Consider the following 24,075-nt stretch of genomic DNA (forward strand, 5'->3'; position numbering starts at 1 on the left):
TTCTTTTTAAATCTTCACTTTTTCCCTACTTCCCAATAATTTCTGGCAGTAGAAAGCGTAAATCGTAATAATTGAGTATTTCCTAGTTCTAGAAATTTTTGTGGAACCAAAGGCACAATTTTCAAAGCGGTAATCAATTTTTCTCCTATGGCTTGTGCTAACAATGGTGGTACTGCGTTCCCTACTTGTCGGAATCCATGCCACTTGGTTTGGTGAAATCTGAACCAATCTGGAAAGGAATGCAATCGTGCAGCTTCTCGAACGGAGATTACCCGTGCTAATACTGGATGAATCGGACGAGGAGATGTATGGCTACCACGACTGTAATCCGTACCAGCACGTAAAGTATGGCACAAACCCTCAATATTCAAACGTCGCAGGCGGCTAATAGCTTCTAATTCTCCAGCTAGAGTTTTTGCAAAGCGGATTTTAGAACTTTCTTGATGCTGAGTTTGCATCGAGCTAGTTAGCAATCTAGGGTTCCATAAGCGACGATAGGAAAAATTCTGTATTGGTGATGGGGGATTAGTTTTCCGGTACTGAGTCCCTGGTACCAAGTCCCTAATATTTGGGTGAAAACGTAACATCTTTACATAGGGACTAGATTTTTTATTCAGACTTAGTAACTGTGATCGCGAAAGCAAAACTTCATCGCTAGTTTTTAATTCTGGGAAATCATCTATATCCGGCAAGTCAGTGATCGCATCTCTAACGGTGGGGGCTGGGTATTGAATACTAGGTACTAGACAGCGGCTAGAAGCATCCCTAACCCCAATTAAAAATAACCGTCGCCGCTTTTGAGGTACACCAAAATTTGCCGCATTCAAAATTTCTTTTTGTACATAGTATCCTGCGGCTTCAAACTTACTGATAAGTTGTGACAGTAAATTTCTGTGCTCTCCTGCATTCATTCCTGGCACATTTTCCATCACAAAGTAACGAGGATCTAACTCCATTACCAGGCGGTAAAAGTGAAAAATCAAATTATTGCGATCATCCTCTAAGTCTCTCTTGCCCATAATAGAGAAACCTTGACAAGGTGGCCCACCAAATACTAAATCTATTTTTCCATCCCAACTTTCATTTAAATTTCCCGCGTCCCCTTCTCGGTGAGCAAACCAACTATGGTAAGCTGCCTGTCGAATTATCTCACCTGTTACATTTGAGATATCCGCACACAATACCTGAGTCAGGGGAAAGTTGAAAGAGTAGGTGCAAGCATGAATGGGATCGTACTCTACCGCGACTAAGACATCAAACCCAGCTTGCTCAATACCCAGAGAAAATCCACCTGCGCCAGCAAATAAATCCACTGCTACTGGACGCCGTGCTTTTGGACTTTGAATTGTGGATTTTAACTTTATCAATGGTGGATTTTTATTTAAAAAACACAAATAGACGCTGCAAATAGCGTCTTGGTTTTTGATGATTGACTTTAAGCTTAATCTAAAATTTCAAATCTACAATCTAAATAGAATCTAAAAATTGGGGAGCATTTGCAAAATTTCTTGAGCAGCGCGATCGCATACTCCTAGTTCTCCTATACATTGCCGCATTTGTTGGTAATTTGCCTGAATTTCCTGTTTGCGTTCTTGGTTCAACAAAAATTCTGCTGCTGTTTGAACAATATTCTCTTTAGTTGCTTGTTCTTGGATAAATTCCGGTACGATTTGTTTCATCACCATCAAGTTTACTGGTGAAGCAAAGGGGAAAGAGATTTTCAGGATTTTCCTACCTACCCAATAAGTAAAGGGATTGAGACGGTAAAGTACTACCTGCGGCACATTTAATAAAGCAAGTTCTAAATTCACAGTACCGCACTTGGTAACTGCCAAATCTGCTGCGGCAAGTACCTCCTGTTGTTGATCTGACACTAAAGTGGCTCGTAAACCATACCGCTGTATTTCTTGTTCTATCTTCTGACGGTATATTTCCAGAGATAACGGAATCCAAAAATGTACAAGAGGCAGTTTGGCTTGAATTTCTTGCGCTGCTTCAAACATTACTGGTAGGAGATACTTGAGTTCCTGCTGACGGGAGGCAGGTAAAAGCGCCACAGCGATCGCATCTTCCTTGATTCCCAACTTGGCACGCGCCGCCTCTCGACTGGGGAAATTCACCATTCTATCTACTAGCGGATGCCCCACCCAGGTAACATTCACACCCATGTTTTTAAAGTAACGAGTTTCTTCAGGGAAAATAGCTAGGAGCTTGTCACTAACATTAGCAATTTGGGATGTATTGCCAAGATTGATGGAAGAAACCCACACCTGTGGTGCAATATAATATACAATCGCTATATTTGGGAAATGGCGGCGAATGTAATTGCCTATGCCTAAATTTGGCCCCATATAGTCAATTAACACCACCAAATCTGGCGGATTTTGTTTGAGATAGGCGATCGCCCGTCGCTGAACTTGCAGAGTTGGCAACACAAAAGGTAGAGCTTCCAAAAGGCCAAAAGATCCAATCTCACTGGTATTGGCTAGCAAATTAGCTCCTGCTGCCGCCATTTTGTCGCCACCCAGCGCTATAATCTCTACTTCCAACTCAGCAGCAAGTGCTTGTCGTTGCAGCGCGGCAACTAGTAGCGATCCTTGTAAATCGCCAGATACTTCACCAGTACTGATAAATATTCGCATTTAAAAATAGGGACTAGGGATTAGGGACTAGGAACTAGGAATTAGGGACTAGGGACTAGGGACTAGGGATTAGGAATTATAAAGATTTCAGATTTATTCAAAATTCAATATTTCTAGCCTCTAGCCTCTAGTCTCTATCCCCTAATTTCTGGTTCCTTATTCTCAAGACTCATCACTGCTGTTGCTTGCTTTTCCTTTTCCGGGAATCAAACCGCGTCTTCCTGGCATTTGAGAAAGTAGGAGAAAACGACGCAAGTGTTGCAAATGTTCTGCATCTCCCAACAGTTCCAGTTCTTCTAGAGCATCTTTAAAAGTGAATTCAGAACGATAGAGAATGCGGAAGGCTTTTTTGAGGGCTTGTAAATCAGCAGTCGAAAAACCAGCACGTTTAAGTCCCACAAGATTGAGTGTTCGCACTCGCGCCGGATTGCCTTCCACCGTCATAAAAGGTGGCACATCTCGGTCTATACGTGCCATACCACCTACCATTGCGTGTCTGCCGATATGCACAAATTGATGAACACCCAAAACCCCACTTAATCTAGCACGTGACTCTATGTGAACATGACCTGCTAGCGCCACTGAGTTAGCAATTACTACAGAGTCTTCAATGACGCAGTTATGCCCCACATGAGCATAAGCCATCAATAAGTTACCATTACCAATTTTCGTTTCTTCGCCTGTACCAGTAGCCCGATTAATTGTGACGTATTCCCTAATCAGGTTATCGTCGCCAATCTTAACCCAGCTAAATTCACCATCGTACTTCAAATCTTGAGGTTCCATGCCAAGCACCGCACCTGGAAAGATTTGATTGCGTGCTCCTATGTCTAAAGGGCCCTCTAGCACTGCATGAGCACCAATTATGGTTTCGGTACCTACTTTTACATGCCCTCCAATCACAGCATAGGCACCGACTTGCACTGTAGGGTGGAGTTCCGCATTAGGATGAATAACAGCAGTTGGATGAATAAGCGTCTTCAAGGGTGCATCTCCAGAAGATTAAGAGTGCAAAGTATTTTCAAAATTTAGTAGCCGTAGACACCCGCACGGCGACTTCCCATGAGGGTAAGCGTCGGGTAGCAACTTTAAGTGTGAGGGCGGAGAAAATTAGCAGATTATACCATACTTTTTATGGTTTTTTGCTTTGACTGAAGTCTTTTAAGTAGTTTGTAAAGGCACTTCACGGTTGTGCCTCTACTACAAAAGAAGATTTTTAGCTAACAAGAGAAAACATGAGTTCGCCTTCAGCAGCGAGCTGGCCGTCTACTTCGGCCTGAGCTTGCATCTTACCAAAACGACGTTGTTTAACCCACAACAGTTCCACGGTCATTATAAGTTGGTCTCCGGGAACAACCTGACGACGAAAGCGGACTTTATCTATACCAGCAAATAGAAAAAGTCCACCCTCCAATTCAGGTACTTGTGTCATCACGACACCGCCAACTTGTGCCATTGCCTCTACAATCAATACACCTGGCATAATCGGACGCCCTGGGAAATGACCTTGAAAATGGGGTTCATTGACCGTAACGTTTTTAATACCTACAGCTCGCTTTCCAGGAGTGTAGTCAATAATCCGATCTACCAGTGCAAAGGGGTAGCGGTGCGGTAGAAGTTTCTGAATTTCTTCTGCTGAGAGAATGGTTTTTGTTTCCGATTTACTAGTAGTGGAATGATCTGACTGCTCCTGAGTAGGTGCTGGTGTGGGCAGATTGGTTGTGTTTACTTCAGTGACAGTTGACATTGACTGTATATTTAATTTCAGTGTTGATTGGGTTGTTAGGTAACTCTTTGAACGTAATGGTTTGTGAGTTATTGATTGTCGGTGATCAAAAAGTACCATTAACCGCGAACCACTAACTAGTCCCTTGTCGTAGATCCCAAATTTTCTGTGCCAGTTGAATATGTAAATTGTGGCTAGCTTTGTATGCTAAAAAATGAGCACAGGGTATTTTTCCTATTAGGCTCAAGTCTCCTATTAAGTCCAAAAGTTTATGACGTACTGGTTCATTAGCAAATCTTAGTGGTGGATTGAGCCAGCCTTGTGGCCCGCAAACCAAAGCATTTTCCAGGCTTCCACCCTTGATTAACCCAGATTTTTGCAGATATTCAATTTGATGTAGTAAACCAAATGTGCGGGCAGGAGCAATTTCAACAGCAAAGTTAGCATGATTAGTGGAAGCAGAAGTTGGTGACCAACTATACCATTGATTGCCAATAGCAGGCAGATCGAAGTCAATGCCGTAGGTGAAGCGAGGTGCTGGTGCTGGTAAAGCACACACAAAACCATCGTCCTCACGTACCCAAATTGGTTCATTTATGGGTGGGTAGCTCTGTTGCTCTATGCAAGTTTGTGAAACTAAGCCTACCTGAGCGATACTGTCTGCCCATACCTTTGCTGAACCGTCCAAAAGTGGTACTTCTGGGCCATTGATTTCGATCCGGGCATTATCTACACCCATACCAGTTAAAGCTGCCAATAAATGTTCTACAGTCCGAACACTTACCTCGCCTTTACCCAGCTGAGTTGACAGAACCGTCTGACTTACCGCCGCTACTTGTGCTGGAATGATCGGAGTGTCTGGTAAATCTACCCTGATGAAGTATCGTCCACTGTCTGCTTCTGCTGGTAATATCTGCACTTGAGTACTGATACCACTGTGCAGTCCCACCCCTGTGTGGTTAATTTTAGCTGCTAATGTATTTTGTTCCATATTGCTAGATGTCGTGTATCATCAGTCATTTGTCTTATGCTAATGACAAATGACTGGTAACTAATGACCAATTAAAATCTTTCACCAATGCCAAAATTGATGCGGCTGTCTCCTTCATCGTTGATACCGTAGTCAACGCGAATGGGGCCAAGTGGGGATTGTACCCTGACGCCGATGCCGTAGCCATAGCCAGTACCATTTTTATCCAGCAACTCACCTGCTCTAGTCTCGGAGCCGAAGTCTGTGCCAACATCAAAAAATAGTGCGCCACTGACTACAGAGAAAACTGGGAAGCGATACTCAAGCGAGGCTTGGGCGAAACTACGAGAACTACCTAATGCACCTTCTTCATAACCCCGAACAGAGTTACTACCACCCAATGTAAAAGCTTCGTAAGGAGGCAAGTCACCAAGTACAGTTCCTCCTTGAACATTAAAGGCGATGGTTTGCGCCCCTTTGGTAAAATTCAGAAATCTGACTGGGAAATATTGACTGTAGCTGCCTCGTAATCTAGTCATAAAAATACTGCCCAGCCCTATTGGTACAGACTGATCTACCCCAAGACGGAAGAAAGAACCACTTGTTGGTTGTAAAGGATTATTGCGGCGATCGCGTACTGCTCCAAGTTGTACCAGCAACAAATCATCTTGTCCTTCTCCAGATTGAGTCAACTCAATACAATTGCTTGGATCTTGCTCACACGGTACTGTGACGTCCTCAAGCCTACCTCGCCTTCTGAGATCGCCATCGCGATCGCGGCTAGAAACTCTTTGATACTGTAAACCAGCTGAAGCTGTCCACTCTGCACGCTCGTAAGGATTCCTTGACAAGGGACGGCTGAAGGTTACACCACCACCCAAACGTAAAATGCGGGGGCGATCGCCATCATCTCCTGGATTTCTGGGATTATAGGTCTCAATATCCTGATCTGGGCCGTCAAAAATCAATGAAATTGAACGACGGCGAAAACCGTTAATTGTATAGGAGGTTCGGTATGGATCGCCGGCTATCCAAGGATCTGTAAACCGGACATCAAACAGAAATTCTCGTTGTCCTATCTGTAACTCTGTTCCTAGTTTTTGGTTTCTACCATTCAGATTTTGCTCTTGGTAGCTAATGGTACCAAATAATCCACTTGCAGTACTAAAACCCGCCCCGGCTGCGATCGAACCAGTATTGCGCTCAACCACATTCACCACTACATCTACTCTACTGGGGTCAGTACCTGGATCTAAGGAAACATTCACATCTTCAAACAAACCTAGTCCAAATACCCGCTGCAAGTCTCTTTGCACAATATTGCGGTTAAATACCGTTCCTGGCTTCAACTGCAATTCTCGTGTCACAATGTAAGGCTGTGTTTTACCTCGAATCGGTTCTCCCTTTTCGGTTGTCTCTTGCCCTTCTTTAGTACGGAAGCGGACGCGGATATCTTCTACCACCCCTTCTGCTACTTGTAAAGTGACAACGCCGTTTTCCGTTACTTGCGGCGCTCCAATTACCTGTGCTAATACATAACCTTGGTCTTGATAACGTTTAGTTAACTGCTTGATGCCTTCCTGTAGGTCGCGTAAATTCAAAATCTGTCCGTATTGGTTACGAAAGATTTCATCTACAACTTTTGGATCTAATACTGAAGGAACGTCGGTACCGGGATTTGCTTGGATATTTACGTCTCGTAAGACAGGGTTAGGTTGAACTATAAAGCTTACCCGTACTCCCAATGGCGTATCTTCTGGCACTGCTTGCACATTGGAGAAAAAGCCAGTTGAAAAGACGGCGTTAATATCCTCTTGTAGTTGCGATCGCGTTGTTGTCCGTCCTGGTTGGGTACGAATAGCTCTGTAAACTTCGTCTTCTAGTTGGGGTGTTAGCGCCTGTCCAGTTTGAGATCTCACTAACACTTCCGACACTAACACGCGCGGTTCTGTCTCTGTTTGTTCTTGATTTTGTTGATTTTCTGGAGTCGTTGGTAATGCTGGTTCAGCCCCAGGAGGAGTAGTATTTTGCTGATTAGGAGTCGGGGCGGGAGTTTGAGGTGATTGTTGAGTTCCCGCAGGAGGCGTGGGAGCTTGGAAAGGTGATTGTTGAGTTCCCGCAGGAGGCGTGGGAGCTTGGAAAGGTGACTGTTGAGTTCCCGCAGGAGGCGTGGGAGCTTGGAAAGGTGACTGTTGAGTTCCCGCAGGAGGCGTGGGAGCTTGGAAAGGTGACTGTTGAGTTCCCGCAGGAGGCGTGGGAGCAGGAGTCGGATTCTGTGCAATGATTTGATTTGCCCAGTTTGTGCCTATGCTCCTTGGTGTTGTCTTCAGTGCTGCTGCACCTGACAACATAGCTTGATTTGTCCAGTTTGTGCCTATGCTCCTTGGTGTCGTCTTTAGTGCTGCTGCACCTGATACACTATTAACTCTTATCTGCTGATTTGCTGATAGTTTAGCTGCTGGAGTTGTTTGGTTTAAGTTTTTAGGAGTTTGTGTAGTAGTTGGTAGCTTAGAAGTGGATGCTACTACTTGGGAAGTTGTCTTCACCACTGATGCTGTTGGAAACACAGCACTAACTTCATGCTCCTGATGCTTTGTTAGTGGTGTATTTGCCTGAGGTTTAAAAGTTTGAGATATTTTTGGAGTTGCTGATGTTGCAGAGTCTGGTAGAGATACTTGGGGAGTTGTTTTCAGTGCTGATGCTGTTGGAAACACAACTTGCCCTTGAGTTTCTGGTGGAGTAATAACTGTCTTTTGTTGAGATTTTTGAGAAGTTTGTACAGTTGCTGGCGTTGACAGGATTGGCATAATCGCCTCTGAGGTTTCTACCTCTGAAGTTCCTGCTAAAACATCAACAGCAGGGAATGAGGAGTTAACTTCCTGCTCGCGATCAGTGGTTGATGTGAAAACTTCTGCTGTTTCTTTTGAATTCTTTGTGGTTTGTGCTTCTGCACTGAGCGAGCCGCTTAAAGGGGCTGCAATCGCCACCACTGTCATAAACACGGGAGATAGGCGCATTTTATTTTGATTCCTCTTCACGTCCACACACCATCAAAAGGCAATTAAACTTTCAGTTAAAAGGTAAAAGTAAAAACATAATTATTACTCTCGCCTTTCTACTTTATAAGGCAAAATGCCGAAGGCAGAAGTTAAAGACTTTTGTTGTTTTTCTTTTACTCAAGGAACTGAGGATTGATGGTTGATAAGACGCGACTAATCACTGCTATACAGTTGTTAGTTGTTTATGATTAGTTGTTTGTTCCAATCAACTACCAACAATCCTCAGTTGATTTTATTATTCCCGTTCTACTGCTTTAATTACGCGTCGTAGAACCTCCTGATAAGCATCTTCTACATTTCCTAAGTCACGGCGAAACCGATCTTTATCCAAAACACGGCGATTAGGATCATTTTCCGCAGAAATATCCCATAAACGGCAGGTATCTGGACTAATTTCATCCGCTAGCAACAACTGTTGTTGTGAATTCAAACCAAATTCTAGTTTGAAGTCTACAAGGGTGATATCACACTGTTGGAAAAAGTCCTTCAGAAATTCGTTTATTTGCAGTGCTAGATGGGTAATTTTGTTAACTTGTTCCACAGTCGCCAGTTCCATTAGAAGCAGGCGATCGCGTGTCAATAAAGGATCTCCTAATTGATCGTTTTTATAATAAAACTCCACTAAGGGCTGTTTTAGAACAGTGCCTAGTGGTAATCCTGTTTGCTGACAAAGGCTACCAGCAGCAATATTTCTCACAACTACTTCCAAGGGCAAAATTTTTACTGCTTCTATCCGCATTTGATTAGGAGCAGGACTATCAATAAAGTGGGTTTTTACGCCATGTGCTTCCAATTCTTTGAATAATTTACTAGAAATGCTACAATTTATCTCTCCTTTGCCTCGTATACTTCCACGTTTTTGTGCATTAAACGCTGTAGCATCATCTTTAAAAACAGCCAGAAAGATTTGTGGGTCATCCGTGGGATAGATAATTTTGGCTTTGCCTTCGTATAACTTAGTGTGGACAGACATGGTGACAAGTAAGATTTTAGGCTATGGGCGGCTTTTATACGTTCAAGCTTAACCATTTTATCTTTTGTCGTTATTTATTAATCACTGATAGCGCTGCCCTCAACAAAGGATATGGATGCACAAGCGCAAACATAATCCCTGAAAATACTATTTAAGTTATTTTATATTTTTGCTCAATGTATAAAAAATTACTAATTATTGGGTAATAATACTTTTCATAGTATAAAAAACAAAAAATATTTCAGTGTTTATCGTGAAGCTAAAAAGCCTATATATATAGGCAAAATAACTAAATAAAATAAATTGCCAGAAATTAAATATTTACATAGCTAAAACTGAGCTAGTAACAAATAACCTCTGATTATCAAAGTGAGTACGTTAAAAATGGTCAACAAAGATAACTTTCTTTACCCTAAAGGTCGTTACTACGGTCAAGTCAAACCAGAGAACTTGGTGTTTAATGCTAATTTGCAGGAGTTTGCTCAAAAAGTAAGCTATATTTGCAATTTAGAAACTTCTGGTAAAATTCCTCCAGAAGAGGCTTATGAGCAAATCAAAGCCCTTTGGAAAGGTTTGAAAAGAAGTAAAAAGCAATTAAGAATTGGCGAAGATCCTTTTCGTCCAGATGATGATAACGCTGACAGTGATGGTGAAAACTAGAAAAATAATATCAGCGTGAGCTGAAGTTAGAACATATTCTTGCTGTGTATGTAGTATTCACTTTTAACTAGACTTCTGAAGTTTAGGCAAAAGAAAAAAGTTTGAATTTAGCAAAATATATTTAGAATTAGGCAAAGTCTCTAGCAGCGAGATTGTGCCAAACTATTTTTTCGCTTCATAAATTTTGTACCTTAGACTTTTTGCAAAAATCAGAATTTAGATTAACTATAAATAAAGGATGAACATAGATTGACACCATAAAATCAAAATACAGCGTATTTCATCTAGATGAAGTACATTACCTATCCTATTATGTACCGGGAACCCTCCCCTTTTTAAGTGAGTGTTAGGGAGGGGTATACTGCATTAACTTGCAATCTGCTGTATGTGTTTCTCAGTTCTCATCCAAAGAAAGTTTATAGACGCGCAGCGACTTCTTGAAATGTACCGATTTTTAAGCATAATTGATTTTGAGCCATGCAGAGCGCGTCTAAGTACAGTTTTCCAGAGGCAACTTCAAACTTTCTAAGACAGTCATCGATAGCTAGACAACTATGCTGCTTTCGGTAACTCGGAATAAATTATCTTTTGATAATAATCTTGTAATTGGCGAGTAGCAGCTGCCCATCCCCAACGTTCTGCTTCTTGGCGTGCATTTTGACGGATATTTTCTCGTTCTTGTTTCTGCTTTAACAGACGAATTGTTGCCGCGATCGCACCCGCATCACCTGTTTGTGGATCGAACAAGTATCCATTGACGCCATCTGTAACAATATCGGGAATACCACCGGAACGAGCCGCTACCACAGGGCAGCCAGCTGCCATTGCTTCTAGCAATACTAATCCCAGTGTTTCTGTGCGGGAAGGAAAAACAAAAGCATCAGCACTTGCAAACGCAGAGGCTAATTCTGTTCCAACCAAATAGCCAACAAAATGGGTATTTGTATCGTCAAAGTACTTTTCTAAGTTTGCCCTGTGCGGGCCATCTCCTACAAGTGCCAATCTTGCTTCGGGGATAGCTTCTAATATTGGTTTGATACGCTCAATTTCTTTTTCAGCGGAAAGACGCCCAACATAAAGTAGCAAAGGGCTATCTGGATGATTTTGCGATAGATGCGATCGCATTTGCTTAGAAGCTAAACTGGGATGAAACGTTTCTGTATCTACTCCCCGCTGCCACAAATTTACTCGCTCGATCCCGTGTGCTGTTAATTCATCCATCATGGCTGTGGAAGTACATAGATTTAAAGCTGCTTGATTATGTGCAGATTTCAGTAATTCCCACAATAATCCTTCCAACATTCCTAAACCGTAATGCTGCAAATATTGGGGCAGATGGGTATGATAAGAAGCTACTAGCGGTATATTTAACATTTTGCTATAAAATATACCCGCTAATCCAAGAACAGCTGGATTTACTACATGAACAATATCTGGCTGAAACTTTTCCAAAATATGACCAATTGCTGGGCGTGGTAGTGCCATTTTTAACTCTGGATATAGTGGTAGTGGAAAACCAGAGATACCATATATTTGCGCCCCTTTATATTCAGTCATACCACCATCGGGACAAATTACCAGTACTTGGTCTCCCCTGCGTTGTAGGTGTTCAACTGTGTGGCGCAAGCGCGTGACGATGCCGTCAACCTTAGGCAGAAAGGTTTCAGTGAATAGAGCAATCCTCATAAAATACTATTGATTACAGGCAGAGCGTTTAGATAATCCCAACTTCTGAGCAATTACACCATTAATTCCAGAGTAAATCGTCTGTTGGACTAGGAGCAATTATGTGCAGTCACTTAGTCCATCATTATCTTTACTTTCTTCAGAATAGCCGTTATTAGGAGCAAAATCACTAATTATTGGATAATACATTTGAGTATTAGCGATCGCTGGTCGTCATTGGATCGGAAAGCGTAACGATCAGTTTGAGACCAATGACTAAACTTGATTTCAGTAGGTTTCTTTAGCTAGCCTCATTCAGGTTTACAGTTATTAACTTTGATGGTTTACTAGTAATTTTAGTTAACAGTATTCAGTACTGCCCATTCAGGAATTAGTCGATAGATGTTGATACGACTAATTCCTAGTTGAGGCAGTACTATGAACAGAATCAGAATAAGCGATCGCCTATTCATCCTTTATTACTTACGATGCCAAGTCACTTTCGGCAAAATTTGATATTTGTCAACTCGATTTTGATATTTGACTGCAAAGTTTAGCAGAGAATCGAGCAAAGAATCAGAGAGATAATGAGGTTGCAGTCCTAAATCCAGTAGCTTAGTGTTTTTGGCATTGAAATAATGTTCTTCTTTCTCGATTCTGGGATTCTCCAAATTATTAATTTCCACATTTAGTCCCATCGCGTTTCCGGCTTTTTTCACCATCAGCGCCAAGTCACCGACACTAAATTGTTCAGTGAATTGGTTAAAGACGCGGAATTCACCAGATTCAGCAGGGTTAGCGATTGCTATTTCTATACATCGCACTGTATCGCGAATATCCAAAAATCCGCGCGTTTGTCCGCCCTTACCATAAACAGTCAAGGGGTGTCCAATAGCAGCTTGAATGCAGAAGCGGTTCAACGCAGTTCCAAATACACCATCATAATCAAGGCGATTAATTAACAGTTCGTCCATTCCAGTTTCTTCTGTTAAGACGCCATAAACAACACCTTGATTTAAATCAGTTGCCCGGAGTCCCCAAATTCGGCAAGCAAAATGGATATTATGACTGTCATGCACTTTGCTTAAGTGATACATTGAACCAGGTTGTTTGGGGTAGGGCAAGGTGTCTTTGCGCCCATTATGCTCAATGGTAATGTAGCCTTCTTCTATATCTATATTAGGTGTGCCATATTCACCCATTGTTCCCAACTTCACTAAGTGACAGTCTGGGAAATCGGCTTTCATCACGTACAGTAAATTTAGTGTACCGACGACGTTATTAACCTGCGTCATCACAGCGTGTTCGCGGTCAATCATCGAAAATGGAGCTGAACGTTGTTCGCCAAAATGCACGATTGTATTCGGCTCAAATTGATGCAGCGCCTTTTGGAGAAAATCGTAATTTGTAATATCGCCAACAAACAGGTCGATAGATCTACCCGTTAAATCTTTCCAACGCTGAATACGTTGCTGAATTGGCACAATCGGGGTGAGAGTTTGTACACCCAGTTCATTATCCCAGTGTCGCCGCACCAGACTATCTAAAATACCAACTTCATAACCGCGATTAGAAAGGTAAAGTGCGGTTGCCCAACCGCAATAACCATCGCCACCAATAACCAGGACTTTCATTTTCACCAGTTTTTACTCGCTGATAGCTAAATCTACCAGGTTTGTGTCCCCTCTAAACCATCTGATGGAGAGATGAAGTGGAAGCAGGGGAGACAAGGAGACAAGGCGACAAGAAAGCATCAGGAGCAAAGGGGCTTCAAGAGCAGAGGAGAACAACCAACTACTAACTACTGTACGGGCGGGTTTAGAAGATAAATTTTCGATTTGAACGGTAAGATGATCAGCAAAACCCGCACGCCAGTTGACGCCAGTCGCTTCAACGGGGGGAACCCCCGCACGGCGCTTCTCTCCGCAACGCGCTGGCTCCTTTATGCCGGGAGACCCGTCCACCCTTCGGGTACCCTGTGGGAACGCCTCCGGCGTACAGCAGTCCCCCAAACTCCTTCGGAGACGCTACGCGAACGCCGGAAACCGCCAAGACGGGGGCTGCTTCACCGCACTGGCTCCCCTACTAACCAATGACTAATGACTAAATACAAATCGATCAAACCCTAACAATTACTATTTATGTAAATAAATATTACAAGTATGACGTCAAAACGTTTTGCTGTCTTGACAACCATCAGCAGACTCGATATCGTAAGATACATACCCGGGTAAGACCGTTAAAGAGTTATGCAAGCTAAGCAAAAGGTTACTTTGTATTTATCGCCGGAACTGCACAGAAAACTAAAGATACGTTCAGCAGTAGATTCTGAACCAATGTCGGAGCTTGCCGAACGTGCCCTTGTTTTCTACCTGGCACATTCTGAACTAGTAGATGAAGAAACTTCTTACGGAAGTACTCATAAAGTCTATAGTTGCCCAAACTGCGAAAGTTCACTTGTCTTACGGGATGGAGAATTGGTTGCCTTGGGGCAACAGCCGGGGTTAATCGGTCAAGAACACCTTCCAATGGAAGAGATGGAAAAAGAATTAACCCATCCTAAGGGTGAGGAAGAATTAGTTCCTTGCTAGATAGGAATTAGGAAGACAACTTTTGAATTCATGATTCCGCCGTTTTTGCCAGAAGTGATGTCTGGAGTGTCTGTAAAAGGTCTCAAGTAGGTCGATGTATGAAAGAAGAGCTCAATATTCTCATTCAGGCTCAATACCCTTTAATCTACCTTGTGACCTCCGAGGAAGAGCGGGCTGAGCAAGCAATTTTTACAATCGCTCAATCATCCAAGCCACAGCGCCGAGTGTACGTTTGGACAGTAACTCATGGCATCGTGGAGTATGGTCAACCCCGTAACGTGACTCAACACAACACCGTATCTCCGGAAGCGGCGATTGAGTGGATTATTAGACAGAGAGAGCCAGGCATATTTATTCTTAAAGATTTACATCCTTTTATTGATGCGCCTGCGACAACGAGATCTTTGCGAGATGCGATCGCCGGTTTTAAAGGTACGCAGAAAACAATTCTCTTAATGTCGCCAATGCAGCAAGTACCCATTGAACTGGAAAAAGAAGTTGTTGTTCTAGATTTTGCACTTCCAGACATGGGTGAATTAAATAAAGTTTTAACTAATCATATAGATCACCATCGTGGGCGGCGGTTGACAACAGAAGCACGAGAAAAACTTTTAAGAGCAGCTTTAGGATTAACTAAGGATGAAGCTGAGAAAGTTTATCGTAAAGCACAAGTAACAACTGGGCGCTTAACGGAAGAAGAAGTAGATATAGTTCTATCTGAGAAAAAGCAGCTAATCAGACGTAATGGTATATTAGAGTACATAGAAGAAGATGCAACCATTGACGCAGTTGGCGGCTTGGAAGAGTTGAAGAAGTGGCTCAAGCAACGCTCTAATGCTTTTACAGAGAGAGCGCGGGAGTATGGTTTACCTCAACCAAAAGGAATGTTAATCTTAGGTGTTCCAGGTTGTGGAAAATCCCTAATTGCGAAAACAACTTCTCGACTTTGGGGCTTACCATTGCTGCGGTTAGATATGGGACGAGTCTATGATGGCTCTATGGTGGGGCGCTCGGAAGCTAATTTAAGGAATGCCCTAAAAACAGCAGAATCGATTTCTCCAGCAATTTTATTTATTGATGAGTTAGATAAATCCTTTGCTGGTAGCACAGGTTCTTCAGATTCTGATGGTGGTACCTCAAGCAGAATTTTTGGCTCTTTCTTAACCTGGATGCAAGAGAAAAAATCCCCAGTATTTGTAATGGCGACAGCTAACAGAGTCGAAAGGTTGCCAGGGGAATTTTTGAGAAAGGGTCGTTTTGACGAGATTTTCTTTGTGGATCTGCCAACACCAGAAGAACGGCAGGATATCTTCACTATCCACTTAAGTAAACGCCGTAGTGACATTTCTAGATTTGACCTTGAACAACTATCTAAAATGTCGGATGGCTTTTCTGGGGCTGAAATTGAACAGGCGATCGTGGCGGCGATGTATGAAGCTTTTGCCCAAGATCGAGAGTTCACCCAGCTAGATATTATTGCTGCAATTAAAGCGACATTGCCGCTGTCTCGAACGATGCAAGAACAGGTAACGGCTCTAAGAGATTGGGCTAGACAGCGTGCTCGACCGGCAGCAGCCTCCGTTGCTGAATATCAGCGAATGGAGTTTTAAAAGCTTTCCCTGCGAAAACAGGGTAAAGGCTAGCACCAAATGCTAGCAGTTTAAAAAAACCGCGTCTAGTTAACGCGGCTTCTTCTAAGACTAATCGTTGTCCTTTTTCTCACTTCTCTTTGGAGGAAACCCAAATGTCTCATTTTAGCACTCTGCGTACCAAGATCACCGATGCTGAAATCCTCAAGCAATCCCTACGTGACCTTGGCATCACAGTAAAAACTGAAGCAGATGTTCGTGGTTATAACGGTCAGCGTGTTCGTTCTGACATCGTAGCAGTTTTGGAAGGCGAATATGATCTCGGTTGGTCTCGCAACAGCGATGGTTCTTTCGACCTAATCGCAGACCTGTGGGGCGTAGCTAAGAAGCACAATCAGACCGAATTGATTAACTCAATCAATCAGAAGTATGCTGTTAACAAGACCTTGACTGAAGTTAAACAACGCGGTCTGCAAAATGCCAACGTTAAGTTGGTACTGCAATAGAAGTTTCTCTGCGCGTTCCCAAAGCTGTACGGGTTAACCAGGTCAAGAGCGGTTAGCCCGCTTTTTTTCCGGACTGGGTTTGTTTCCAGTCCTTATTAGTTTACAGCTTTTACTGTGCTATATCTAAATTTAACATTTTTTAAAGTTTGCCTTCATTGTTTTTGATTCAAAAACCAAGTTTTTTGATTAAACCTTAGCAACAGGAAACTGCACCTCTGTTACATAGGATTCATTATTTTGTTCGTTGCCACCGATAATATAAACCTCGCGGTTCGGGGCAATAATTTTATAGCCGTTGGCTTCAATCCAAGAGATGAGGGCTGTATAGGCTTGATTACTAGTTTTGTAACTACCGTTATGAACTGCGCAAGCCATTTTCTCAAAACCTGGTAATTCATACACTTTTATACGCTTGTTAATAGATACAAAACTTTCCGCTGATGCAACAGCCTCCCAATCAACATCAGACTCTTTGTATGCCCAATCGTGCCAAATGCCCGCACAATAAGCAGGTTCCTTAATTCCTTGTAGCAGAAGACTTTCAAATAACTCATCGTAAAGTCGCGACACAGCAGCAAAATTTGGAATAATTTTTCGTATTGATGCAACTTTGATTGGTTCCACTTTTTTAAGCACAATTCCGTATTTTGGTATGCTTTCCTCTTCGATTTGCTTAAGTCGTGCTTCTACTCGCAACAAGCGTGCCTGTTCTTCCTCTACCAAATGCTGAAGTTCTGCTTGCTTAAGTCTCAGCATGCCGCGAATTTCTGCTGGTGGGAGATTTTCGTTTAGCAGTCTGGCAATTTGTTCTAAAGAAAAGCCCAAATCTTTGAGTGCTAAAATGCGATTAAGTTGTGGTAACTGTTCAGCACAGTAGTAGCGATAACTTGTAAATTCATCTACATAAATTGGTTTGAGCAATCCCAGTTGATCGTAGAGGCGCAGTGCTTTTACCGTTACTTGACTGAGTTTGGAAAAATCACCTATTTTCAGCATCTCTCCAGCTTTTATTCAACTATGATTCAGGTGGCCAATTAGGAATGTGTGTTAGTTCTAGCTTGATACCATCTGGATCTAGAAAATATACAGCATAATAGCCAGGCATATAATCATACTCAAAAGGAGGATCGAGAATCTCTACACCCATTTCGATCAGCTTTTGGTAAAGTTTATCTACGTCTTTTCGACTATCTGCACTAAAAGCCAGATGGTGTAGCCCTGGAGAATAGCGATCGTGTTTTTGATTGGGTGATTTGGGGTTAGATGGAGAAATAGTAATGACACCATTAGAACTTGCCCAGAGAATTAATTGTTCTGTTGTTTCTGTTTGTTCATAACCTAGAAATCCTAAAAGCAGATTGTAAAAAGCTTCTGAACGCTCTAAGTTAGAGACTGTTAAGGCTATGTGATTGATAGCTCCCAATTTCATTGTTTGTTACCTCTTACTTGTGGTTATTTCTAGTGCACACCCTCCCCTAAGGGTAAAGTCAAGAGCTATTGCGAGAAAATTTTTATGAGTTTACACCAACCTCTAGAACGACTGTTAGCGCTGGAAGGTTGCTACAACACCCGCGATTTCGGTGGCTATGAAACTTTAGATGGCAAAAAGACACGCTGGCGTACTGTGTTGCGCTCAGATAGCCTACATCGTCTCACCCCAGCAAGTCAGCAGTTATTGTTGAATTACGGTGTGCGAACAATTATTGACTTGCGTTATCTGTCTGAAGTCAATCAGACTCCTAATGTCTTTTCTACTTCGCCTCATGTGACTTATTTCAACCTACCTTTGTTTGGCGAAGAACTAGAAGCTGAGATGAGGAAAGCAGGAACATTATTTAAACAATGCTTGCTGCTACTTGATTGCTGTCAGCAACAAATTAAAACGGTGATGAGTGCGATCGCTACTAATGAGACTCCAATCTTAGTGCATTGTGTTGGTGGCAAGGATAGAACCGGTTTGATAGCAGCTTTATTACTTGCTGTTGCCAATGTCCCCGTAGCTACAATTGCTCAAGACTATGCCATGAGCGCAGATTACCTTGCTGCTTTTTACGCACCAATGCTAGAAACACCAACAAAGCAAGGCTATGCTCATATGTTTAAGTCTCCACCAGAAACAGTTGGAGAGACTTTCAATTATTTGGAGCAACAGTATGGCGGAGTTGTTAGTTATTTAAAGACAATTGGCATGACTGGTGAGCAAATCAATCATTTACGTGAGATGCTGGTTGATTGATTAGTTAGTTTTTTCAATGACTGTTGTTTCTTCTGTATCTGTTATTGTTCCAGCCACAACTGCTAATTTGGGGCCAGGATTTGATTGTATCGGTGCAGCGCTAACGCTGTATAACGAATTTAAGTTCACTAACCACAATCAAGCTGGAGTCACAATTACTGTGACAGGTTTAGAGGCGGAACAAGTTAAAACTGATGAAAGTAATCTGCTTTACCAGGCTTTTGTAAAGTTATATCAACACTTGGGACAGACTCCCCCACCCGTGCAAATTGATATTAAACTGGCTGTACCTCTAGCACGGGGTTTGGGTAGTTCGGCAACGGCAATTGTCGGTGGTTTGGTTGGTGCTAATTTGTTGGCGGGTGAACCTCTGACTCAGTCACAGGTAATGGAGTTAGCGATCGCAATGGAAGGACACCCAGATAATGTTGTTCCTGCCCTGATTGGAGGCTGCCGTCTGGCTGCCAGCAGTGACTGGGGCTGGGAGATTTGTGATGTTCCTTGGCATGAAGATATTGTGCCAGTGGTAGCAATTCCTAATTTTGAGCTTTCTACCCAGGAGGCGCGACGGGTGTTGCCAACTCAGGTGAGCCGTGCAGATGCAATTTTTAATACAGCTCATCTGGGACTGTTGTTACGCGGTTTGGAAACTGGTAGGAAAGATTGGTTGCGGGCTGCTTTGCAAGATAAATTACATCAGCCTTACCGAGAATCATTGATTCAAGGTTATGAGGATGTCAAAGAAGCTGCCCTTGCTGCTGGTGCTTGCGGTATGGTAATTAGTGGTGCTGGCCCTACACTATTAGCATTAACAGATACAGCCCATTCGGAAGTTGTAGTAGCAGCAATGTCGTCCGCCTGGCAGCAACAGGGAATTTCACCAGTAGTGCGATCGCTTGCTGTTGATACTCAAGGAGCAAGAAGCTTTTGTTAATCATTAGTCATTTAATCACAAATGACAACAACACAGGATAAATAACAATGGAGCAATATCAGGCAGAAATAGCAGCAATTCAAGCTCAAATTCAGGCTTTGCGTCAAGAACGTACCTATCTTGCTGTCAATATTACGCCTCCAGAGAATGATTCACCTCAAGCAATAGCAGAAGTGTACCGTCGGCAAGCGAAAGAAAATGCTGAATTGTTTGCAGAACTGAAGGGCATAGATGATGCTATTGCTGCCCTAGAAGCTCAATTGAAACAAAAACAAGCCCAGTTAACGCGTCGGCAGACACAATCAATTCAACAGCAGCAGCTAGAGGAGGCTAAAAAACAGGCTCAAATTCATGCTGAACGTATTAATGAACTAGCAGCTGAACTTGCAACAGAAATACGCAGTCTCAAGGCTTGCGCCGATCAACTTAGCCCTCTTTACTGGCAAGTTTATTACAAACCCTTTATCACTGGTTTCAAGACTATTTCCGTTCCCCATGTCCGTTCTGATGGGGAAGTATGGACGATTGTTAATCGGATTGTTTAAAGTCCACTAAAAATATAGATCCCCGACTTCTTGGAGGAGTCGGGGATCTAGAAAATTTCATAACAAATATCCTCCTTCAGACAGTTGATATTAAGATATGTAACGGTGGTGGAAGCCACCATTTTTTGTTGACGTAGCAATTCTTAACATTTAGAATAAATCTAGAGAATTTTATAAGTATTTATTACTATTTATGCCTAATATTTAATCTTCTAGAGATAAATAACGTTTACAAAAGTATGAACTGCTTAATATAATGTAATTAAAAGCGAAAATGAAAAACGATTGTCAGTGATGATTGCTCAAATACCCTGGTTAACAACCATAATCCTCTTGCCGCTGGTGGCTGGTTTAGCCATCCCGCTCATCCCAGATAAAGAAGGTAAAACAGCTCGTTGGTACGGTTTGGGAGTAGCGATCGCCGACTTTGCCCTCATGATTTATGCCTTTTGGCATAACTACGACTTTCAAAACACCACCTACCAACTGGTTGAAAAATATGCCTGGGTGCCGCAAATCGGCTTAAATTGGTCAGTAGCAGTCGATGGTTTGTCAATGCCGCTAGTACTGCTAACAGGCTTAATCAACACACTCGCAATCTTCGCGGCTTGGAAAGTAACCAACAAGCCGCGTTTGTTTTATGGTTTGATGCTGGTGTTGTACAGCGCCCAGATTGGGGTGTTTGTCGCTCAGGATCTGCTGCTATTCTTCCTGATGTGGGAAATTGAATTGGTGCCTGTGTACCTGTTAATTTCCATCTGGGGAGGACAAAAGCGTCGTTATGCCGCTACCAAATTCATTCTCTACACCGCAGCCGCTTCAATATTTATCTTGGTAGCAGCTTTTGCGCTGGCATTCTATGGAGATACCGTTAGCTTTGACATCACAACCTTGGGAATGAAGCAATATCCCAAAGCTTTGGAACTCCTAGCTTATGCAGGTTTCTTGATTGCGTTTGGCGTGAAGATGCCAATTTTCCCTCTCCACACTTGGTTGCCCGATGCTCATGGTGAAGCTTCCGCACCTGTTTCAATGATTTTAGCTGGTGTGTTGTTAAAGATGGGTGGTTATGCCCTGATCCGCATCAACATGGAAATGCTGACTAATGCTCATGTTTACTTTGCCCCAGTGTTGGCAATTTTGGGTGTAGTCAACATTGTTTACGGTGCTTGCTGTGCCTTTGCTCAAACAAATCTCAAGCGTCGCTTGGCTTATTCTTCGATCGCCCACATGGGTTTTGTTCTGATTGGTATCGCTTCCTATACAGAAGTAGGTATGAGCGGTGCCGTACTGCAAATGATTTCCCACGGTTTGATTGCCGCTACCTTGTTCTTCCTGTCTGGCGTGACTTACGAGCGTACTCACACCTTGATGATGGATAAAATGGGCGGTATTGCCAAGGTAATGCCGAGAACCTTTGCTCTGTTTACTGCTGGTGCGATGGCTTCTCTAGCGCTACCGGGAATGAGTGGTTTTGTTGGTGAATTGATGGTATTTTTGGGAATTGCTAACAGCGATGTTTACAGTTCCAGCTTTAAAGTTGTAGTTGTGCTCCTATCTGCTGTAGGCGTGATTATGACTCCGATTTATTTACTGTCGATGTTACGCCAAGTGTTCTACGGCAAGCAAAACACCGAACTACATTTGGATGCAATTGTACCTGATGTTAAACCCCGCGAACTATTTATCACCGCTTGCTTGATGATTCCTATCATCGGTATCGGTTTGTATCCAAAATTGGCAACACAAACTTATGATGTCAAGACTGTAGAAGTTGCAGCCCATGCCCGTCAATTTCTACCAGTTGTAGCCAGACAGCAACCATCAAGTTTATATTCCAGCGTTTTTACAGCGCCGACGTTGGCTACTTCCCAAACTTCAAGTTTAATTAATATAGCTGATTAGATATTTCTCCCACAGGCTGGTGCTATTAAATAATTTTAGAAACAAAAGATGGGGGTGATTGTGCGATCGTCCCCATACTTTTTACCAAAAATATTTATTTTCTATCACTGTTGTTTGGCGGCTGGATGAGTCGTATTTAAGGAGGTATTCGCGGGCGATCGCTTCTTTATCTCGCAGAGTTTGAACTTCTTTTTTTCCGATTTCTGTGTCTGTGGAAAGTAAAATCACTTGATGGCTGGCTGAGGGAAAGTAACGTTCAACTAAGTTACTGCGGTGCGAAGAATCTAATCTCCCCAAGGGTGTGTCAATCGCCACTGGCAAACGACGCCCTGATACTCGCGCCAAGCCCCACAAAAAAGCGATCGCTAAAAGTTGTTTTTCTCCTGCCGAAAGACGATGTTTGGGAACCGATTTACCTTGTGAGTTATACAAAGATAAGCTGAAGCTATTAGTATCAATGGCAAGGCGATGCACTAAATCAGATTTGTGCAGTAGATAGCGAAAGCACTCAGTGACTTCATTTTCTAATTTATTTAATTTTCTTAAAGTCAAACGCTCTCGAAAAAGTTTAAGTGTTTCTTGAACCCTCACCGAAGCAACAATAATATGTTCTATATTTTTGCGGTCTAAAGTTTGTTTAGTATATTCTTGTAAATCCTTCTTTAGCTTTTCAATTGCAGTCTCTAATTCAACTAGACGGCGGCGTGTTGTTTCGCAATCAGCTTTAACTTCAGCAACTTTCTTTTGTGCTACTTGCATTGCATCACGTAATTTATTGTATTCTTCTGGTGATGCTGCTGTCTGCACCTGTCTTTCTAAACTGATGATTTCTTCTTCTTTAGTTTTCAGAGTAGCTAGTTGTTGTTTTGCAGAGATTTTAGCATTCTGTAAATAATAAATAACATTACCTAACTGACTGAGAGCTTCATCATCAGCGAATAACCAAAGTTCTTCTTGTAGAGAAGAGGAATTTTGCATCTGCTCATCTTCTGCTAGAAAAGCTTTGATTTTCTCAACTTGTTCTTCTGCAATACTTAAATTATTAATCAATTCGAGCAAGCGCTGATCTCGCTCCAATAATATATCTCGTGCTATTCGTCCTTGCCGAATACGAAATTCTTTTTCTCCTTGGGCTTGCACTTGCGAGAGTAATGGTTGAATTAACACCAACGGTAAAACATCGCCAGCTAATTCACACATCACCTGACGAGTTTGTTCAGCTTCTGCGGTTGTTTCTTCCTTCTGTTTATCTAACTGACTGCGTTCGGCTGCGATTTTACCGCCTTCAGAAATAAATTTATCAATAGCTATAGCTTGTGATTTTTCAGCTAATTGTAATTTTTTTTGTAGAGAAACAAATTTTTGTGTTTCTATTTTATATTCATCTTGTAATTGCTTTAATTCTTGTTCAATCTCTTCTAAATTTTCTAATTCCTGCTTGTCTGCTACTTCTTTACGTTTGCGATTAACTAAAATCTCTATATCGCCAGTCAAACGTTCAGCCAATTCTAATCCTAACAAAGCGCGAATCGCATCCACAACAATTGGTGGTGGTATTTCCTGTTCTGCTAACTCCTTCACTTGTTCTCCATCAAAAAGAAACAAGTTAGATATTCCTAAAGGTAGTAAATTCTCAATATACTCATCCCAGATATTAACTAAAGCTTCAACAGGCCAGGTGTCATCATCACCCAAAATACCTAAATTATCTTTACCATCTTTAGGGTTTCTTTCCCATGTTCGCACAATTCTGTATTTAACTGGTTGGTCATTTTCAATGTGTTCAAATACTAATTCAATGCGAGTTTTATCATTGGCAGGTGTATGACTGTTAACGCATTGAGTGAGAAAATCCCCATAGCTTAAATTTCCACGCGTAGAGCATTGGGCGCGATGTCCATAAAGTGCGAGACGAATCGCATCCATGAGCGTTGTTTTTCCCCCTCCATTCATCCCACCTAAGAGAAGAATTGGGCGAGCATTATCTTTAATTTTTGGATCGAGATTTATTACCTGACGCCCATTGTAGGGGCCAAAATTTTGGAGTACAAGTTCAAGAAAAATCATGGTACTA

21 protein-coding genes are annotated in these 24,075 nt (G+C 42.3%); 8 read left to right on the forward strand and 13 right to left on the reverse strand.

Annotation, left to right across the window (positions count from 1 at the left end; translation table 11 throughout):
• Window positions 1-14 precede the first annotated feature (14 nt).
• The 7 genes from U2718_RS19195 to purC all read right to left on the reverse strand — a co-directional run bounded on the left by U2718_RS19195 (window position 15) and on the right by purC (window position 9,370).
• Window positions 15-1,367: a DNA cytosine methyltransferase gene (locus tag U2718_RS19195; RefSeq protein ID WP_341996161.1), complete on the reverse strand. Its 1,353-nt coding sequence runs from the start codon at window positions 1,365-1,367 to the stop codon at window positions 15-17.
• A 111-nt stretch (window positions 1,368-1,478) separates the two neighbouring features.
• Window positions 1,479-2,642, reverse strand: coding sequence for a lipid-A-disaccharide synthase (gene lpxB, locus U2718_RS19200; RefSeq protein ID WP_341996164.1), 1,164 nt, complete (start codon window positions 2,640-2,642; stop codon window positions 1,479-1,481).
• Between the two features lie 162 nt (window positions 2,643-2,804).
• Window positions 2,805-3,626 (reverse strand): acyl-ACP--UDP-N-acetylglucosamine O-acyltransferase, encoded by an 822-nt coding sequence (gene lpxA / locus U2718_RS19205; protein WP_341996166.1) that lies wholly within the window; start codon window positions 3,624-3,626, stop codon window positions 2,805-2,807.
• Window positions 3,627-3,858: 232 nt separating this feature from the next.
• Window positions 3,859-4,389: a 3-hydroxyacyl-ACP dehydratase FabZ gene (gene fabZ, locus U2718_RS19210; protein ID WP_341996168.1), complete on the reverse strand. Its 531-nt coding sequence runs from the start codon at window positions 4,387-4,389 to the stop codon at window positions 3,859-3,861.
• Window positions 4,390-4,501: 112 nt separating this feature from the next.
• Entirely contained in the window at window positions 4,502-5,359 is an 858-nt protein-coding gene (gene lpxC / locus U2718_RS19215) for a UDP-3-O-acyl-N-acetylglucosamine deacetylase (RefSeq protein ID WP_341996169.1), read from the reverse strand.
• A 71-nt stretch (window positions 5,360-5,430) separates the two neighbouring features.
• Entirely contained in the window at window positions 5,431-8,355 is a 2,925-nt protein-coding gene (locus U2718_RS19220) for a BamA/TamA family outer membrane protein (protein WP_341996172.1), read from the reverse strand.
• A 277-nt stretch (window positions 8,356-8,632) separates the two neighbouring features.
• Complete coding sequence (purC, locus tag U2718_RS19225) at window positions 8,633-9,370, reverse strand: phosphoribosylaminoimidazolesuccinocarboxamide synthase (protein ID WP_341996174.1); 738 nt, start codon at window positions 9,368-9,370, stop codon at window positions 8,633-8,635.
• A gap of 384 nt (window positions 9,371-9,754) precedes the next feature.
• Here purC and U2718_RS19230 point away from each other — a divergent pair, with 384 nt between their 5' ends.
• Window positions 9,755-10,030 (forward strand): hypothetical protein, encoded by a 276-nt coding sequence (locus U2718_RS19230; protein ID WP_341996176.1) that lies wholly within the window; start codon window positions 9,755-9,757, stop codon window positions 10,028-10,030.
• Window positions 10,031-10,582: 552 nt separating this feature from the next.
• Here the strand turns inward: U2718_RS19230 and U2718_RS19235 are convergent.
• The 3 genes from U2718_RS19235 to U2718_RS19245 form a co-directional block, all read right to left on the reverse strand.
• Window positions 10,583-11,716: a glycosyltransferase family 1 protein gene (locus U2718_RS19235; RefSeq protein WP_341996178.1), complete on the reverse strand. Its 1,134-nt coding sequence runs from the start codon at window positions 11,714-11,716 to the stop codon at window positions 10,583-10,585.
• 458 nt (window positions 11,717-12,174) lie between these two features.
• The gene (locus tag U2718_RS19240; protein ID WP_341996312.1) at window positions 12,175-13,329 is read right to left on the reverse strand and encodes an NAD-dependent epimerase/dehydratase family protein; all 1,155 of its coding nucleotides are present in this window, start codon (window positions 13,327-13,329) and stop codon (window positions 12,175-12,177) included.
• 12 nt (window positions 13,330-13,341) lie between these two features.
• A complete protein-coding gene (locus tag U2718_RS19245; protein WP_341996180.1) occupies window positions 13,342-13,659 on the reverse strand; it encodes a hypothetical protein in 318 nt (105 codons plus the stop codon).
• 285 nt (window positions 13,660-13,944) lie between these two features.
• Here U2718_RS19245 and U2718_RS19250 point away from each other — a divergent pair, with 285 nt between their 5' ends.
• The 3 genes from U2718_RS19250 to U2718_RS19260 all read left to right on the forward strand — a co-directional run bounded on the left by U2718_RS19250 (window position 13,945) and on the right by U2718_RS19260 (window position 16,381).
• A complete protein-coding gene (locus U2718_RS19250; RefSeq protein ID WP_016872826.1) occupies window positions 13,945-14,286 on the forward strand; it encodes a hypothetical protein in 342 nt (113 codons plus the stop codon).
• A gap of 98 nt (window positions 14,287-14,384) precedes the next feature.
• The gene (locus tag U2718_RS19255) at window positions 14,385-15,896 is read left to right on the forward strand and encodes an AAA family ATPase (protein ID WP_289788332.1); all 1,512 of its coding nucleotides are present in this window, start codon (window positions 14,385-14,387) and stop codon (window positions 15,894-15,896) included.
• Window positions 15,897-16,030: 134 nt separating this feature from the next.
• Window positions 16,031-16,381 carry a DUF1257 domain-containing protein gene (locus U2718_RS19260; RefSeq protein WP_016872828.1) on the forward strand — a complete coding sequence of 117 codons (351 nt, stop codon included), beginning with the start codon at window positions 16,031-16,033 and terminating at the stop codon, window positions 16,379-16,381.
• A 186-nt stretch (window positions 16,382-16,567) separates the two neighbouring features.
• Here U2718_RS19260 and U2718_RS19265 read toward each other — a convergent pair whose 3' ends face one another.
• Together U2718_RS19265 and U2718_RS19270 are read right to left on the reverse strand one after the other, a co-directional pair.
• The gene (locus tag U2718_RS19265; protein ID WP_341996189.1) at window positions 16,568-17,377 is read right to left on the reverse strand and encodes a MerR family transcriptional regulator; all 810 of its coding nucleotides are present in this window, start codon (window positions 17,375-17,377) and stop codon (window positions 16,568-16,570) included.
• A 19-nt stretch (window positions 17,378-17,396) separates the two neighbouring features.
• Window positions 17,397-17,810 carry a VOC family protein gene (locus U2718_RS19270; protein ID WP_341996190.1) on the reverse strand — a complete coding sequence of 138 codons (414 nt, stop codon included), beginning with the start codon at window positions 17,808-17,810 and terminating at the stop codon, window positions 17,397-17,399.
• A gap of 84 nt (window positions 17,811-17,894) precedes the next feature.
• Between U2718_RS19270 and U2718_RS19275 the strand changes: the two genes are divergently transcribed.
• The 4 genes from U2718_RS19275 to U2718_RS19290 all read left to right on the forward strand — a co-directional run bounded on the left by U2718_RS19275 (window position 17,895) and on the right by U2718_RS19290 (window position 22,001).
• The gene (locus U2718_RS19275; protein WP_341996192.1) at window positions 17,895-18,617 is read left to right on the forward strand and encodes a tyrosine-protein phosphatase; all 723 of its coding nucleotides are present in this window, start codon (window positions 17,895-17,897) and stop codon (window positions 18,615-18,617) included.
• A 16-nt stretch (window positions 18,618-18,633) separates the two neighbouring features.
• The gene (gene thrB / locus U2718_RS19280) at window positions 18,634-19,551 is read left to right on the forward strand and encodes a homoserine kinase (RefSeq protein ID WP_341996194.1); all 918 of its coding nucleotides are present in this window, start codon (window positions 18,634-18,636) and stop codon (window positions 19,549-19,551) included.
• 47 nt (window positions 19,552-19,598) lie between these two features.
• Window positions 19,599-20,096, forward strand: coding sequence for a hypothetical protein (locus U2718_RS19285; RefSeq protein WP_341996196.1), 498 nt, complete (start codon window positions 19,599-19,601; stop codon window positions 20,094-20,096).
• 294 nt (window positions 20,097-20,390) lie between these two features.
• Window positions 20,391-22,001 carry an NAD(P)H-quinone oxidoreductase subunit 4 gene (locus U2718_RS19290; RefSeq protein ID WP_341996198.1) on the forward strand — a complete coding sequence of 537 codons (1,611 nt, stop codon included), beginning with the start codon at window positions 20,391-20,393 and terminating at the stop codon, window positions 21,999-22,001.
• An 81-nt stretch (window positions 22,002-22,082) separates the two neighbouring features.
• Here the strand turns inward: U2718_RS19290 and dndD are convergent, their stop codons facing one another.
• The gene (gene dndD, locus U2718_RS19295; protein ID WP_341996200.1) at window positions 22,083-24,068 is read right to left on the reverse strand and encodes a DNA sulfur modification protein DndD; all 1,986 of its coding nucleotides are present in this window, start codon (window positions 24,066-24,068) and stop codon (window positions 22,083-22,085) included.
• Window positions 24,069-24,075: the final 7 nt, after the last annotated feature.

The sequence above is a fragment of the Chlorogloeopsis sp. ULAP02 genome, from assembly GCF_038404745.2.
GTDB lineage: Bacteria > Cyanobacteriota > Cyanobacteriia > Cyanobacteriales > Nostocaceae > Chlorogloeopsis.